General features: G+C 68.7%; 16 protein-coding genes. 3 read left to right on the forward strand and 13 right to left on the reverse strand.

The annotated features are described in order from the left end of the window. Positions 1–5: 5 nt before the first annotated feature. Together otsA and otsB are read right to left on the reverse strand one after the other, a co-directional pair. Entirely contained in the window at positions 6–1,418 is a 1,413-nt protein-coding gene (otsA, locus tag ACKTT0_RS07110; protein WP_407849254.1) for an alpha,alpha-trehalose-phosphate synthase (UDP-forming), read from the reverse strand. Continuing rightward, on the reverse strand, positions 1,415–2,239 hold the full coding sequence (gene otsB / locus ACKTT0_RS07115; protein ID WP_407849255.1) for a trehalose-phosphatase: 825 nt from the start codon (positions 2,237–2,239) through the stop codon (positions 1,415–1,417). The genes otsA and otsB overlap by 4 nt, the downstream gene beginning before the upstream one ends. Before the next feature lie 89 nt (positions 2,240–2,328). Here otsB and ACKTT0_RS07120 point away from each other — a divergent pair, with 89 nt between their 5' ends. Then, positions 2,329–2,712, forward strand: a complete 384-nt coding sequence (locus ACKTT0_RS07120) for a hypothetical protein (protein WP_407849256.1) — start codon at positions 2,329–2,331, stop codon at positions 2,710–2,712. 39 nt (positions 2,713–2,751) lie between these two features. Here ACKTT0_RS07120 and ACKTT0_RS07125 read toward each other — a convergent pair whose 3' ends face one another. After that, complete coding sequence (locus tag ACKTT0_RS07125) at positions 2,752–3,645, reverse strand: arginase family protein (protein WP_407849257.1); 894 nt, start codon at positions 3,643–3,645, stop codon at positions 2,752–2,754. 132 nt (positions 3,646–3,777) lie between these two features. Beyond that, entirely contained in the window at positions 3,778–4,638 is an 861-nt protein-coding gene (locus ACKTT0_RS07130) for a LysR substrate-binding domain-containing protein (protein ID WP_407849258.1), read from the reverse strand. Positions 4,639–4,747: 109 nt separating this feature from the next. Between ACKTT0_RS07130 and ACKTT0_RS07135 the strand changes: the two genes are divergently transcribed. Then, positions 4,748–5,794 (forward strand): alpha/beta hydrolase, encoded by a 1,047-nt coding sequence (locus ACKTT0_RS07135; RefSeq protein ID WP_407849259.1) that lies wholly within the window; start codon positions 4,748–4,750, stop codon positions 5,792–5,794. 78 nt (positions 5,795–5,872) lie between these two features. Next, positions 5,873–6,784, forward strand: a complete 912-nt coding sequence (locus ACKTT0_RS07140; protein WP_407849260.1) for a LysR family transcriptional regulator — start codon at positions 5,873–5,875, stop codon at positions 6,782–6,784. A 23-nt stretch (positions 6,785–6,807) separates the two neighbouring features. Here the strand turns inward: ACKTT0_RS07140 and ACKTT0_RS07145 are convergent, their stop codons facing one another. The 9 genes from ACKTT0_RS07145 to ACKTT0_RS07185 form a co-directional block, all read right to left on the reverse strand. Continuing rightward, a complete protein-coding gene (locus ACKTT0_RS07145) occupies positions 6,808–7,599 on the reverse strand; it encodes an enoyl-CoA hydratase (RefSeq protein WP_407849261.1) in 792 nt (263 codons plus the stop codon). 14 nt (positions 7,600–7,613) lie between these two features. Beyond that, entirely contained in the window at positions 7,614–8,582 is a 969-nt protein-coding gene (locus ACKTT0_RS07150; protein WP_407849262.1) for a Bug family tripartite tricarboxylate transporter substrate binding protein, read from the reverse strand. 21 nt (positions 8,583–8,603) lie between these two features. After that, positions 8,604–9,785: a CaiB/BaiF CoA transferase family protein gene (locus tag ACKTT0_RS07155; RefSeq protein ID WP_407849263.1), complete on the reverse strand. Its 1,182-nt coding sequence runs from the start codon at positions 9,783–9,785 to the stop codon at positions 8,604–8,606. A gap of 98 nt (positions 9,786–9,883) precedes the next feature. After that, positions 9,884–11,029: a DUF1615 domain-containing protein gene (locus ACKTT0_RS07160; RefSeq protein WP_407849264.1), complete on the reverse strand. Its 1,146-nt coding sequence runs from the start codon at positions 11,027–11,029 to the stop codon at positions 9,884–9,886. A gap of 29 nt (positions 11,030–11,058) precedes the next feature. After that, a complete protein-coding gene (locus tag ACKTT0_RS07165) occupies positions 11,059–12,459 on the reverse strand; it encodes an amidase (RefSeq protein WP_407852389.1) in 1,401 nt (466 codons plus the stop codon). A 16-nt stretch (positions 12,460–12,475) separates the two neighbouring features. Then, positions 12,476–13,474 carry a Bug family tripartite tricarboxylate transporter substrate binding protein gene (locus ACKTT0_RS07170; protein WP_407849265.1) on the reverse strand — a complete coding sequence of 333 codons (999 nt, stop codon included), beginning with the start codon at positions 13,472–13,474 and terminating at the stop codon, positions 12,476–12,478. Between the two features lie 106 nt (positions 13,475–13,580). Next, the gene (locus ACKTT0_RS07175) at positions 13,581–14,234 is read right to left on the reverse strand and encodes a DUF799 domain-containing protein (RefSeq protein ID WP_407849266.1); all 654 of its coding nucleotides are present in this window, start codon (positions 14,232–14,234) and stop codon (positions 13,581–13,583) included. An 8-nt stretch (positions 14,235–14,242) separates the two neighbouring features. Next, positions 14,243–14,581: a DUF4810 domain-containing protein gene (locus ACKTT0_RS07180; RefSeq protein WP_407849267.1), complete on the reverse strand. Its 339-nt coding sequence runs from the start codon at positions 14,579–14,581 to the stop codon at positions 14,243–14,245. A gap of 139 nt (positions 14,582–14,720) precedes the next feature. Next, positions 14,721–15,398 (reverse strand): CsgG/HfaB family protein, encoded by a 678-nt coding sequence (locus ACKTT0_RS07185; RefSeq protein ID WP_407849268.1) that lies wholly within the window; start codon positions 15,396–15,398, stop codon positions 14,721–14,723. Between the last annotated feature and the right edge of the window lie 37 nt (positions 15,399–15,435).

The following is a 15,435-nucleotide window of genomic DNA, read 5'->3' on the forward strand; positions in this document are numbered from 1 at the left end:
CAAGGCTATGCCGGCAGCGTGGGCAACTTGGTGGTGACGGCAGGTTTCGCGCTGCCGCGCAGGTCAGCCAGGAAGCGGTCCTTCCACGCGGCCAGGTCGTGCAGGCGCAGGCCCTGCATCAGGCGTTCGTAGCGGGCGATGCGCTCGGCCAGCGGCATGTGCAGCGCGCGGTCGAGGGAATCCGCCATGCCTTCCGTATCGTAGGGGTTGACGATCAGCGCGCCCTCTTCCATTTCGCAGGCCGCGCCGGCGAACTGCGACAGCACCAGCACGCCTGGATCGTCGGGCGGCTGCGCCGCGATGTATTCCTTCGCCACCAGGTTCATGCCGTCGCGCAGGGGCGTGACCAGGCCCACCTGCGCGGCGCGCAGCAAGGGCATCAGGGTGGCGCGCTCGTAGGCGCGGTTGATGTAGCGCAGCGGCGCCCAGCCCAGCTCACCCCATTTGCCGTTGATGCGGCCGGCGGCGCGGTCCAGCTCGCGGCGGATCTCGCGGTAGCCCTGCACGTCGGAACGCGACGGCGGCGCGAGCTGCACGAACGACACCCGACCGCGATGGGCGGGCGCGCTTTCCAGCAACTGCTCGAAAGCGGCGAAGCGCTCCAGCAGCCCCTTGCTGTAGTCCAGCCGGTCCACGCTGATGACCAGCTTGCGGTGCTCCAACCCGGACTTCAGCGCGGCGACCTGGCGCGAGCGCTTCGCGCGGGCCATGGCGGCCACGCCGTCCACGTCGATGCCGATCGGGTAAGTGCCGATCCGCACCCGGCGGTCCGCGACGTGCACGCCGGATGCCTCGCGCTCCGCGCCCAGGTATTGGACGCAGTAATCGCCGAACGCCCGCGCGTCGGAGGCGGTCTGGAAACCGACCACATCGTATGCGCACATGGCCTGCGCCAATGCATGGTGGGGCGGGATGGCCTTGAACACCTCGGCGGTCGGGAAGGGAATGTGCAGGAAGAAGCCGATGCGATTGCGTATGCCCTGCTCGCGGCAGAACCCGCCCAATGCCAGCAGGTGGTAATCGTGCACCCAGATGACATCATCGGGGCGCAGCAGCGGGGCAAGGCGGCGCACGAAGGCGCGGTTGACCTGCAGGTAGCCGTCGTAGTCGGCGCGCCGGTAACGGCTCAGGTCGGCCCGGTAGTGGAACACCGGCCACAGCACCGCGTTGGAGAACCCGCGGTAATAGCGATCGTAGTCGCGCGCCGCCAGCGGGAAAGTGGCGTAGGTAATGTGGTCATGCGTGACGGTGGACAATGCCTGGCCTGCGTCGGCGTCCGCCGTGGTCTCGCCGTTCCAGCCCAGCCAGATGCCGCCCGAATCGCGCAGCGCGTCGTGCACGCCCACTGCCAGCCCGCCCGGGGACTTGGCCCCGCCGGGCAGGGCCACGCGGTTCGATACTACGATCAATCGGCTCATGGCAGCTCCTTGGTAGTCCCTGGCGCATCTGCCCCGGCTGGCGATCCCAGGCGTTCGAGCCAGCGCGCGAGCGCGCGCGGATCATCCAGGCGCCAGGGGGCCGCGCTGGGACCCGCGCCGATCTTGATGCCGAAGCCGCCCGCCTGGCGCGCCGCGATGAAGGCCGCTTCGTCGGTCAGGTCGTCACCCACCGCCACCGGCGTGCGTCCCGCGTAGGGCGCGTCCTGCATGAACCGGCGCAAGGCCTGGCCCTTGTCGACGCCGCGCGGCCGCAACTCGAACACCATCTTGCCGGGCTGCACGTCGAGATCGAGCGGATGCCGGCCGGCGGCCTCGCGCACGGCCGCTTCGACGCGCCCGCCGTACTCCGGCGCGGCGCGGAAATGCACTGCCATGCCGTGACCCTTGGGTTCGATCCAGACGCCGGGCCACTGCTCCACCTGCGCCTGCAGCGCCGCCTGCACGGCCGGCAAGCCCGCAGGCGACGGCGTCCGCATGACGCGCCCGTCGCGTCCGCGCCATTCCGCTCCATGGCCGGCCGCATAGGGCAGCGCCAGGGGTTGCAGCAGACGGTCCAGGTCGACGCCGGGACGGCCGGACAAGATGGCCAGCGCGCCATCCAGCGCCTGGTCCAGCCGTGCCAGGATATCCAGCGTGGCACGCGGGATCGCCACCAGGCCTGGATCGGGCCGGATCTCGGCCAGGGTGCCGTCCAGGTCCAGGAACAGGGCAACGCGCCCGGGCTGCGGCACCGGCGGCGCCTGCGAACCTTCGACTGGTACGGCGCCCGATGCGGGGGGAGAACCCGTGACTCTCTGCATGGACGTATCGATTGCATGCGCCGGGGCGCTGCCCGCCGGGCGCATAATGTTCGGTATTTCAAAATACGTCAGATTCTCCGCATCGTGCAATGGCATATCGACTACTCGACTGGTTGCGCCGCCGCATGACCGCCATCCACAACCGGTGGCGCTGGCAGGTGTGGCTCGAAGACGGCCGCATCGTCGCCGCGCGGCCCGAGGGCGACCGTGCCCAGGCAGCGCTGGCCGAACTCCATGCCGTGGTGATCGAAACCAACGACAGCGGGCCGTTCGGCGACGATTGCTGGTGGCAGCTGCACCAGGACGCAAGCGGCGTGCCCGACTGCGTCTTCCCCCAAAGCGCCGTCGGCGCGGAGAATGCGGTCCGCGCCCTCGTCGAACTGCCGGGTTTTGATCACATGACGATGTTGGCGGCCATGGGTTCGACCGGCAACGCGCGCTTCCCGGTATGGGAACGGCCGCATCCGGGCTGACCGGCAGGTAGCCCCTGCTGGCCGCCGTCCGCGCCCTGTTCAGGGCGTTGCTGTCCCAAGCGCCACGGCCAGCACGCCCGTCAGGCCGCGCCCGGCGCGGCTGCCCTCGTCAAGGCGCGGATTGTAGATCGTGATCTCGATGCCCACCGCCTTGCCGCTCGCCAGCGCAACCCGGAGCGCGGCCCCTAGTTCGTCCCACGAAAGGCCGCCGGGCACACGGAAATCGACCGCCGGCATGATGGCGTCGTCGAGACAATCGGCGTCGAGATGGATGAAGAAGCCATCCAGTTCCTGTCGCGTCAGGTGGTCGACCGCTGCCCGCGCGGCGGCCTCGACGCCCATTGCCCGCACGGCGGGCAGGTCGATGGCCTTGAGCGCTTTGGGGAGCGGCTGGCTTCCGTACTCCTTCTGGTCTTCATGATCGCGATACGCAAACGCGACAGCGTCTTCGGGACGAACCAGCGGACCGCGACCTTCAATGTCGGTCAGTTGCGCCGGGCCGTAGCCGGTGACCAGGGCGAGGTCCATCGAGGCGCCCTCGCCATTGGGCTCTGCCTCGGGCTGGAAGAAATCGGCGTTGCCGTCGATGAAGAACAGACCGTAGCGGCCGCGCCGTCGGAATGCGAGCATCGAACCCAGGACGATCGTGCAATCGCCGCCGAGCACTACCGGGAATTCGCCCGCGTCAAGTACCGCTTCCACCGCGTCGGCAAGCCTGGGCGACCATGCCGCGATCGCCCCGGCATTCAGGATGCCGGTCGCGGGATCGCGCGCGGGGTCCTTTGGAGGCGCCACCAGCCGCCCGGCTCGACGCGCATGCAGGCGCTCCGCAAGACCGAGTCCCAAGAGCTGACCGGGCAAGCGCTCCACCCCATCGGTCGCCAAGCCGAGCGTTGAAGGGGCTTCGAGAATCGCATAGGGAAGAGTCGGCATGCGCGCCTCCATTAGGAGTTGCTCCGCGGAACAGGGCACCGCCTCGAGCTTGCTACGGTCCGGATCGCGGAACCAACGCCCCAGGATAGTTGATATCGTAATTCGTCCCTGCCCCGGCAGGATAGCCCCGCTTCAATCCATGGTGGCGAACAACTCCCATGCGCGTCGCACCACCGCCGGCTGGGTCTTGCGCCGCGCCACCATGGCCAGCGGCAGCGCGGGCAGGTCCGCGCCAGCCAGCTCCGCATAACGCACGCCCTGGTATGCGACACGCCGGATCGAAGCCGGCAGCAGCGCGGCGCCGAGGCCCGCCGACACCAGCGCCAGCATGGTCAGTGCGCGCGCGGCTTCCTGGACGACGCGGGCCTCGACACCGGCCCGCGCAAACGCATCCATGATGCGGGCATGCAGCACCGGCCCCTGCGCCGCCGGAAACAGCACCAGCCCCAGCGCGGCGATGTCGGCCAGCGTCACGGCGCCCTGGCCGCCATCATCCGGCAATACCGCCAACAGCGGCTCCGCCGGGAATTCCGCCACCGCGAACGCGCCGTCGGCGCCCAGGGGCGGGTGGGCGAAGCCAATGTCGATGGCGCCGCGCGCCAGGGCCTCGAGTTGTTCGTTGGTGGACAACTCGACGAGCCGCGGCTGGATTTCCGGATACGACCGCCGCAGCCGCGCCACCAGGCGCGGCAGTCTTTCGTACAGCGCGGCCGACACGAAGCCGATGCGGATCACGCCGGCCGTGCCGGCATCGGCCGACCTGGCCAGTAGCCGCGCCGAATCGGCGTGCGCCACGGCCGCGCGCGCCTCGTCGAGGAATGCCGCGCCGGCCCGGGTGAGCGTCAGGCGCCGATGGCCGCGCTCGAACAGGCGCACGCCCAGGTCCTTTTCCAGCCGCGCGATGGACTGGCTGAGCGGCGGCTGGGCCATGCCCAGCCGCTCGGCGGCGCGGCCCATGTGCAGCTCGTCGGCAACTGCGAGGAAATGACGCAAGTGGCGAAGTTCCATATCACCACGATATCAATAAACCACAGCTTGCGCATCGTTCCGGCGCTGCCGCGCTGCTACCTTCTCGCCGTCACACAAACTCCCGGAGAGCCCCATGCGCCTTGCCCGCTTCCTGTTGTCCATCCTGTTCGGCTATGCCGGCGCGATCTGCCCGCCAGCGGCGGCCGAGCCGCTACGCAGCGACTTTACCGTCGAGACAGAGGATGGCATGCGCCTGTTCGTGCGCGCCCTGCACGACTCCGCGGCCCGCGCCGACCATGGCCCGCTGCTGCTGGTCAACGGCGGCCGCTCGGGCGTCCTGGCAAGCTGGGACGTCGACGCGCCCGGCGCCTCCACCGCCGAGGCCTTCGCCCGGGCCGGGCACCGGGTGTACCTGATGGATGTGCGCGGCTTCGGCCGCTCCGGCTTCCCCCGGGAAATGACCGGCGGCCGCCACGATGCGCCGGTCGCCGTGCGCTCCAACGAGGCCGTGCGCGACATCGCCGCCGTGGTGGAAGAGATCCGCCGGCGCCATCCCGGCGAGACGCGGCTGGCGGCCATGGGCTGGGCTACCGGCTCGCAATGGCTGGGACACTATGCATCGCTGTACCCGGACCGCATCAGCCATCTGGTGTACTACAACGGCGCGTACGGCGGCCCTGCCGGCGGCTGGCCGTTGCAGCAAGAGTTCGGCAATCCCCTCCAGCCCGCCGAGCTCGACTATGCGCGCCACGGCGCCTATCGCCTGGCCACGGCCGACAATCTGGTCGGGCGCTGGCGCGACGAAGGCATCGACGCGCGTTTCCTCGCGCGCTACATCGCCCTGTCCATGGAAGGCGACGAAAGCGCGGCAACCCGTGATCCTGCCAGTTTCCGCTTCCCCTCCGGACCGACCGCCGACACACTGAAAATGGTCAATGGCCGGCAGATCTTCGACGCATCGTTCATCCGCTCGCGCGTGCTGGTCCTGCGCTCCGGCGAGGACTTCTGGTCCCGCCCCGTCGATGCGCAGACCCTGCTGTCGCACCTGACCAATGCCGCCTCGGCCGAACTGGTGGTGATTCCCGGCGTATCGCACTATGTCCATCTGCAGCCCACGCCAGACCGGCAGAAGTTCGTGGACGCCGTGCTGGCGTTCACGGCCGGCGACCCGGCACCATGACCGGCCGGCACGCCGCCCGGCCAAGCTCTAAGATAGCAACATGCCGCGCCTGCCCTTACGTCCGGCGCGGCGGCCGCCATGCGCTATGAACTGACCGACCTACGCCTCTTCCTTGCCATCGCCGAAGCCCGCAATCTATCGGGCGGCGCCGAAGCCATGCACCTGACGGCCTCGTCGGCCAGCTACCGTCTCAAGAACCTGGAGCTGGCGATGGGCGTGCCGCTCTTCAAGCGCGAGGCGCGCGGCATGGAATTGACCGCCGAAGGCGAGTTCGTCCTCAAGCATGTCCGCAACCTGCTGGCCGGCGTCGAGCGCATGCACGGCGAGGTCAGCGGCTTTGCCAGCGGCCTGAAGGGCAGCGTCAAGCTGTTCGCCAACAGCAGTTCGCTCAACGGCTTCATCGTGCCCAGCCTCAGCCGCTTCCTGTCGGCCAGGCCGAACGTCAACATCCTGCTCGAAGAGCGCCCCAGCAATACCATCGAGGCGGCGATCGCGGGGCATGAGGCCGATATCGGCATCTTTGCCGGACAAGCAGAATCCGAGGGGGTCAATGCGACCCGCTTCGCGGTCGACGAACTGATCATCGCCGCCCCGCCGGGCCATCCCATCGCCGAAAGCCCGACGGTGCGTTTTCCCGCCGTGCTGGATCTCGACTTCGTCTGCATGAGCCGCGCCAGCAGCAACTACGTGTTCTTGCGCGACATGGCCAAGCTGGCCGGCAAGGCGCCGACGATCCGCATCCACGTGCATACCTTCGACGCGGTGCTGTCCATGGTGCATGCCGGCGTCGGCGTGGCGCTGGTGCCGCGCAGTGTCGCGGCGCCAGCGCTGCAGGAGCAGCGCATCGCGGCGGTGGCGCTGCGCGAACCCTGGGCCCGGCGCGAGCTGACGCTGGTCACGCAGGCCGGCACGCCGCCGCCCTTCGTCGAGCAGGTCGCCGGATACTTGCTCGACGATCCCGTGGTCGCGGCCACCCGCGACACGCCATAGGGCGCGGGCCCGCCGGGCGGCATTCAGCTTTTCTGCTGCCGCTTGCGCTCCAGGAATTCGTTCATGAACTTCTGGGGTTCGCCGGTATTGAAGGCGGCGCCGAACTCGCCGACACTATCCTCGATCGCCGCATCGACCGGCAAGGTTTCCCAGCGCTGCAGCAAAGCCTTCTGTTGCCGCACCACGGCCGGCCCCAGGGCCGCGAACGACTCGGCCAGGCCGCGCACCGCCTCGTCCAGGCGATCCATGGGCACGGCCTGGTTCACCAGGCCCCATTCGCGCGCCCGCGCGGCGTCGACCAGCTCGCCGGTAAGCAGCAGCCAGGCGCTGTTGGCGGCGCCGATCAGGCGCGGCATCAGCGCCGCGTGGATCACCGACGGAATGCCGACCTTGACCTCCGGCATGCCGAACTGCGCGGAGTCGGCGCAGATGCGCAGGTCGCACGCCAGCGCGAACTCCAGCCCGCCCCCCAGGCACCAGCCGGGAATGCGCGCGATGACCGGCGCCGGGAAATGGCGCACGGCGTTGCAAAGATCGCGCAAGTTGGAAATGAAGCGCCGCGCCTTCTGCTCGTCCAGACCGGCCATCTCGGCAATATCCGCGCCCGCCACGAAGGCCCGGTCGCTCGCGCCGCGCAGCACCAGCACGCGCACCGATGCATCGTCGGCCAGGCGCGCCAGGGCCGCCTGCAAGCCATCGATCACGGGAGTGCTCAGGATGTTCAGCACGCCGGCATCCTCGATGGTCAGCGTGGCAATGCCCGACGGCTCGACGCATACCCTGGCATGGTCGACGGTAAAGGTCTGCGCTTGCATGAGAGCTCCTGTCATTACATTTTCTTGAACTGGATGGTATCTACCACGGTCTTCCAGTGCGCGTAGGACTGTTCGACCAAGGCGCCGAACGCTTGCCTCGACATCGGGCTGGGCGTGGCGCCCTGCCGTTCGATCGCCTCGATAGTAGCGGGGTCGGCCAGCGCCCGCCGCACTGCCTCGTTGAGCTTGTCCAGCACCGGCGCGGGCGTGCCGGCCGGGGCCGCCAGGCCGAACCACGACGGATTGTTCATGGCCGGCAGCCCCGCCTCGGCGTAGGTCGGCACATCGGGCAGCACCTTCAACCGCTGCTTGGCCGCCACCGCCAGCGGACGGATGCGCTGGGCCTGGATGAGCGGGTACGACGACGGGATATTGTCGAACACCACCTGCACCTGCCCGGCCACCAGGTCGTTCAGCGCGGGCCCCAGGCCGCGGTACGGTACATGCAGCATGCTGGCCCCGGTGGTCTGCATGAACAGTTCGCCGTTCATGTGGCTGAGGCCGCCGTTGCCGGACGAGCCGAACGCGTATTTGCCGGGCTCGGCTTTCAGCAGTTCCAGAAACGCGGCAATGTCCCGCGGCGGCAAGGCCGGGTTGACCACCAGCACATTGGGCACGTCAGCCAGGTTGCTGATCGGCGCGAAGTCCTTGACCGGATCGTATGGCGGCCTGGCATACACGTTGGGGTTGACCGCATGGGAACTATCGACGGCCATGACCAGGGTGTAGCCGTCGGCGGGCTGCTTGGCGGCATAGGCCGAGCCGATGTTGCCGCCGGCGCCCGGCCGGTTCTCGATGATGACGGACTGGCCCAGCACGATGCCAAGCTGATTGCCCACCACCCGCGCGATGATGTCGGTGGTGCCGCCTACTGCGTACGGCACCACCAGGCGGATCGGCCGGTCGGGATAATCAGCACTGGCCGCCGCCGGCAGGGCGAAGCAGGCCAGCAACGCGGCCAGCCGGAAAATCGTGGATTTCATGTTGGTCTCCTCCTGAATCGATCAATTCGTATCTCGGCCCGCCAGTACGGCCTGCGTGTGCTCGCCCAGCAGCGGCGGGGCGTCGCCCAGCGCCTCGTGCGGCGTGCCGGCCAGTAGCGGGTTGCGCACCAGGCGCAGCTCGCCCAGCACCGGATGCCGCGCCGTCTGTACCAGGCCACGGTGATGCACCTGCGGATGCGCGAAAACCTCTTCGAGTGTGTGGATCGGCCCCCACGGGACGCCGGCGGCGTCGAAGGCATCCGTCCAGCGGCGCTGCGCCGCGCTGCCCAGTGCCCCCGCTATCATCGGCCGCAGGCTATCCATGTTGACCAGCCGCGCGCTGTTGGTGGCATAGCGGGCATCGCGCGACCATTCGGGATGGTCCACAACCTCGCAGAAGCGGGCAAACTGGCCGTCGTTGCCGATCGCCAGGATCAGGTGGCCGTCCGCGCAGGCGAAGACTTCGTACGGCGCGCAGTTGGGATGCGCGTTGCCGGTGCGGCGCGGCGATACGCCCGAGACAAGGTAGTTCGCGCCCTGGTTGGCATTGAGCGCCACCGCCACATCCAGCAGGCAGATGTCGAGCGGCATGCCGCGTCCGGTACGATCGCGCTGGCGCAGCGCCGCCAGCACGGCCGAGGTGGCATACATGCCGGTCATCAGGTCGACCACGGCCACGCCCGTGCGCAGCGGCCCGGCCCCCGGCATGCCGTCGGGTTGTCCGGTATAGCTCATCAGGCCGCCCATGCCCTGGAAGACATAGTCATAGCCCGGCTTTTCCGCCAGCGGGCCGGTTTGCCCGTAGCCGGTGATGGACAGATAGATCAGGCGCGGATTGACCTCCGCGAGCGCCGCATAATCCAGCCCGTACTTGCGCAGCCCGCCCGCCTTGTAGTTCTCGACCAGGATATCGACGTCGGCCGCCAGCTCGCGCACGCGCGCCGCGCCGGCCTCGGACGAAAAATCCAGCGCCACCGACTGCTTGCCCCGGTTGCAGGCCATGAAATAGGCCGACATGGACGCCGCGCCGCCGGCCGCGCGCAGGTCGGGCGGCCCCCACCCGCGCGTATCGTCGCCGCGCTCGGGATGTTCGATCTTGATGACTTGCGCGCCCAGGTCCGCGAGATTCTGCGTACACCATGGGCCGGCAAGAATGCGCGACAGGTCAAGCACCTTGATGCCGCGCAGCGCCTCGTGAAGCATGAGATTTCCAGCGTTTCTGCAATCGCCGGAATTATGTCAACGCCCCTCGGCGGCGAGAAGTCGAATGTTTCGAACGCTGCGTTCGGCAGAATTCAAGCTCAGCGCGCCATGCAGCGCTTCCATCGGTCGTGCACCCGGTTGGCGAACCACGCGGTGGTCAGGTTGCGGGTGATCTTGGGGCTTTCCAGCTTGATGCCCGGCAGCACGGCACGCGGCACCGGCTTGCCGGCGTCCCGGTCGGCCAGCTCGAACACGCGCCGGTACAGCTCGGTGTCCGCGAAGTCCGGGCCGTCGCCCTTTTGCAGCGCCGGACGGATCCGCGCTTCGTTGACATCCAGCTGCCGGCGGATGGCGCGCACTGCCTTCTCGGTGCGGCTGGGATCGATCGAGCCGCGGATCAGCAGGTCGCCATCCAGCGCCAGCGGAACACCGGACAACCGGCTGACCGCGGCCTGGAACGCGGCATTGCGGCTGGCATACCAGCCGGCGTTGAAGTCCGCGAACCGGTAGATCACCGAGTCGTAGTCCGCCGGATAGCCGAGCAGATGGGCGATGCCAAAATACATGCCGCCGCGGCGCGTGAACACTTCGCGGCGGATCGAGCCGTCGACCACATAGGGGTAGTCGGCGGCATGCGATTCGGCGAAGGCGATGCTCACCTGCATCGGCCCGCCGGTGCGCACCGGATTCAGGCCGCTGAACAACTGGCGGCCCATGGGCACCATGCCGATGAAGTCCTCGAAGATCTCGCTCAGCTGCCGCTCGGTGCGCGCCGCGTCCAGTCGCTGGTTGTACGTCTTGCCGGTGGGCGATTCCAGGTTCAGCGCGGCATTGACCAGGAAATCGGGCAAATGCAGCGCCCGCGTGCGGCTGGCGATCTCGCGCCGCGCGATCTCCGACAGGCCCGGCACGACCGGATCGGCGCGGAATGACGACTCTTGTTCGGTCACCGCCACGGCCGCGCACAGGTTGGCGCGGCTGGCATCCAGCCCCTGGGCCGTGAAAGCCACGGCGATGTCGCGGGCCCAGCCGTCGCGATCCGCGACCTGCGCCGGCAACAGGCGGACCAGGTCGGCGCGGATTGCAGTGGCGCTGCGTGGCGGCGCTTCTTCTGGCGCCCGGGTGGCGCACCCGGCCAGCAGCGCCAGCAAGGCGGCTGCCGCCAGCCTGGCGTAGCCGGGCGAACGCCGCGGCGACGCAGGGCGATTCCGCCGAATGGCAATGGAATCCGGCGTGCCTTGCATGCGACGCACGCCACCCGCGCCCGCCGCGCTCATTGCCCCGCCGCCTCGAAGGCCGCCGCCATCTGCAGCAGCTCCGCATCGCGGCGGAAGCCGCCCACCAGCTGCATGCCGATGGGCAGGCCGTCACTGCCCTTCCCGCACGGCATGCTGACCGCCGGGTGGCCGGTCATGTTGAATACCATGGTCCAGGGGTACCAGTGCTCGCGCAGGCCTTCCAGGCGGCGGCCGTCGATCTCGATGGGCTGGAACAGATCCTGGTCGATCGGCAGCGCCGTGCGGGTCAGCGTCGGCATCGCCAGCAGATCGGCGCGCTCGAACATACCCTGTACCTTGTGGAACAGCGCGGAGCGTTCGAACATGGCGCGCTGGTAGTCGACGCTGCTGAATGCGGCCGCCGATTCCATCTGGCGCCGGAAGGTGTCGCTGAACAGCTCCGGCCGCTCGGCCACCATCTCGGCGAAGCGGGTGCGCCATACCGTATGGTTGACGGCGCGCCAGATCGGCTCGACGTTGAAGCCTTCCCCATCGAACGGCTCGAGCTCCGCGCCCAGCGCGCGCAGGCGCTGCAGGCCGGCCTCGAAGGCGCGTTGCACATCGGCCGCGACCGGCCGACCCGGCGGCGCCGCGCAGTACAGCACGCGCTTGCCCTTCAGGTCGGCGGGCGGGCGCGCCGCGGCGACGAAGTCCGGCTTGATCACGCCGATCGACCAGGGGTCGACCGGGTCTTCGCCGGCCATCGCCTGCAGCATCAGCCCGGTGTCTTCCACAGTGCGCGTCGTCGGCGTCACGTAGGTCTGGTTGCCGTACACGTCCAGGGCCTGGCTGTGCGGGATGACGCCATTGCTTTGCTTGAAGCCGACCACGCCGTTGCACGCGGCCGGAATGCGGGTCGAGCCGCCGCCATCGCTGGCGACCGCCAGCGGCGCGATCAGGGCGGCCGTCGCCACGGCTGCCCCGCCGCTGGACCCGCCGCTGGTGCGCTCGGCGCTCCAGGCGTTGCGCGTCTGGCCGAACAGCGGGCTGCGCGTCAGCGACTGGCAGCCGAATTCGGGCGTGGTGGTCTTGCCGACCAGGATGGCGCCGGCCGCGCGCAGCCGCGCCACGCAGACCGCGTCGCGCGCCGGCACGTTGTCCTGGTAGGCCAGCGTGCCGAAGGTCGTGCGCACGCCGGCCGTATTGACCAGGTCTTTCACCGTGAAGGGCACGCCGTGCAACGGCCCCAGCGGGCCGCCCGCCGCCACGGCCTGCTCGGCCTGGCGCGCCTCGTCAAGGGCCCGCTCGCCGCAAAGGGTGATGAAGCAATTGAGTTCCGGCTGCAGGCGCTCGGCCCGTTCCAGCGCGGTGCGCACCACTTCGACCGGCGACAACTGCTTCCGCCGGATCAGGCCGGCCAGCTGCGCGGCCGTCAACGAACTGATCGAATCATCCATCATGCGTACTCCTGCGTCATTCCATCTCGATGCCCGAAGCCGCGACCGTGGGCTCCCATTGCTTGCGCTCCTGCACAATGCGCCGCGCCGTCTCGGCCGCCGGCGCGGGCGCCACCACCAGCCCCGCGTCCAGCAGGCGCTGGCGCAGCTCCGGGCGCTCGGACGCCTTCAGGAAGGCTGCCTCCAGTGTCGCTACGACATCGTCGGGAGTCTTGGCCGGCACGAAAATACCGTACCAGCTGGTGGCCGCGCGGTATTCCGGAAAGCCCTGCTCGTCGATGGTCGGCACGTCCGGCAGCGCCTCGAGCCGCTTGGCGCCGCTGACGCCCAGGAACTTGATCTTCTTGCTCTGGTACAGCGGCATCATGCTGGCCACCGCGTCCCAGCCCGCCGACACCTGCCCGCTGGCCACGTCCACCAGCATGGGCGCCGCGCCGCGGTACGCCACCGGCTCTATCCGCAGCCCCTGGCTCTTGTTCAGCGCCAATGCCCCCAGGTGGCCGGAACTGCCCAGCGACGCCACGCCCAGCGTGGTCGGCTTGCCCTGCTGCCGGGCCCACTTCACGTAGTCCGCCATGCTGTCGTATGGCGCGGCGGCGCCCACCACCACGGCCGTGGGGATCTCCACCAGCAAGGCCACCGGCCGCAGGTCCTTGTCGGCGTCGTAGTTGAGGTTCTTGTACGTGAGCGGAAAAATGGTGAACAGCGGCGAGCCGCCCAGGTACATCGTCAGCCCGTCGGGCGCGGCGGCCTTGACCGCGTTCAGCGCAATCCGGCCCGACGCGCCGGGCCGGTTGTCCACCAGCACTTTCTCGAAACCCTGGCTGCGCAGCGCTTCGGCATAGATGCGCGCCGTCGTGTCGGCAGCGCCGCCCGGCGCGAAGCCAACCGTGATGGTGAGCACGCCGGGCAGGGGCGCGCGGGATTGGGATTGGGCGTGCGCGGGCGTGGTCGCGGCGACGCAGGCCAGGCCTGCGCAGGCGAGCGTGATGCGCAGGAAGGAATTGTGAAACATCGGCGGTTCCCCCAGTATGTCTTGAGCGCGGCATGCGCGCCGACTAGGATATTACGCCGGGCGTTCGATGGACGGGCGCACGCGCCCGCCGCCATCGTGCAAACGCCTATTTCGCCTCGTAATGCGGCGATCGCGGCCCGTACAGCATGCCGCCGGGCTGGCCGGCGCTGAGCAGCATCCGGTTGGCCATGCCGGCCACGCTGTAGCTGCGGTCCGAAAGTGTATTGACGATCTGGTCGACGACCGCCTGGACCAGCATCCCGATCAGGCCGCCGCCGCTGCCGCCGCCGGCATGCGCGACTTTCTTGTTGCCGCTCCACAGCTTGGCGCCGGTGCGCAGGTCGACAAGGGTCGCATCGAGCTCGACGGTCACGGCGCTGGAAATGACCTGGTATTGCGCGCCGTACTGCTTCACTTCCATATACAGGGCGGCATCGGCGCCGAATATCTCGCGCAACTTGGCGGGGGCAACGGCATGGATATCATCTGCCGAATACATGCCGTTCTGCCTGAACGTTTCGTCCATCACCGCCACCGGCACCACGTAGTAGCCGGATTCCGCCAGCGGCAGCGTCGCCTGCGACAATACGGCGGCCGCGGCTCCGGCGTCCACCGAGGTATTCAGCGGAGGCAAGACCAATATGGATGCCGGCTTGCTGGCGCGGAACGCGCTGTAGTCCACATTCTGCGTGGGAGCGGCACAGCCGGCGAGCGCGGCAGCCAGGGCCAGGATCCCGGCCCGCCAAAACAGGTTCATCATCACGATTCCTAGTTGGATTGCCGCGCGGCGGCCGATACGGCTGTCGCGGACGCCTGCGTTCCGGCGGCGTCGGCAGGCTTCGCGTTGCGCAACAGAAAATCCATGAAGGGCGAGGCCTCGGGGAAGGCGAGTTTTTCGCCCTGCAGTTGCTCCACGGCCTTGGCGTCTTCACCCAGCTTCAGATAGAGCATGCCAAGATGCGCCCGAAAGCCCGGCGGCAACGCCGCATTGGCCGACCGGGCGATCTCGGCATTCTTCTCCAGTTCCTGGGCTTGCACCGCGTAATCGTCGCCGTCGTGCTTCAGGTAGGCATATACCGAAGGCTCGTAGCCCTGCCAGCTGTACATGGCCTTGGGCTGCTGTACACACGCCGCCAGGTTGCCAGCCACGGCGCAGGCCGCCAGCAGGCGCAGGCCCCGGTTGAGTCGCGCGGCCCGCAACGCGCCACGGAGGCGCGCAGTCATGGTGTTCGACATGCCGCTCCCCTCAGTTGCGGGAGGGCTGCCAGGCGCCCTGCTCGACACCCTGGACCAGGTGATCGACTGCCTCGCGGATGGCCAGGTCCAGCACTTTGCCGTTGAGCGTGGAATCGTAGCCAGCGGTGCCGCCGAAACCGATCACTTCACGGTTGGAGAGGCTGTACTCCCCGGCGCCGGACACCGAATACACCACTTCGGACGTGGCCACATCGACCACGTTCAGGTCCACCTTGGCGTAAGCCACCTGCTCCTTGCCGCGCCCGAGAATTCCGAACAGCTGGTGGTCGCCGGTCACTTTGCGGCCGAACGCCGTCACATCGCCGGTCACCACGTAGCGGGCGCCCTTGATGCGGTTGGCCTGCTTGCTGAATGCCGCTTCTTGCGCGATTTCGGTGAGATTCTCGCGGTCCATCACTTGGAAGCGCCCGGTGCGCTGCAAGTGGCTGACCAGAATGGTCTTGGCCTGGCCGCCCAGGCGGTCCGCGCCGTCGGAAAAAACGCCGCGCAAGTAATCACTGCGGTTATCGAACTTGCCGACCGAAATCGGGCTGCGTTCGCCCTGGTACGCCGTACCCGCAGAGGCCACCGTCGGGACCGCCACCGCTTGCGAGCGCTCGGTCGCGCATCCCGCGGCCAGCACCGACGCCAGCACAACCAAACCCGCTTTCGCTACCGTACTGAACATGCTTCGTCTCCTTTTCGGCACGCTGGGACGGCCGCGC

Origin of the sequence: Bordetella saccharivorans (genome assembly GCF_045862855.1) — a bacterium.
In the GTDB taxonomy this organism is placed as follows: Bacteria; Pseudomonadota; Gammaproteobacteria; order Burkholderiales; family Burkholderiaceae_B; genus Bordetella_A; species Bordetella_A petrii_F.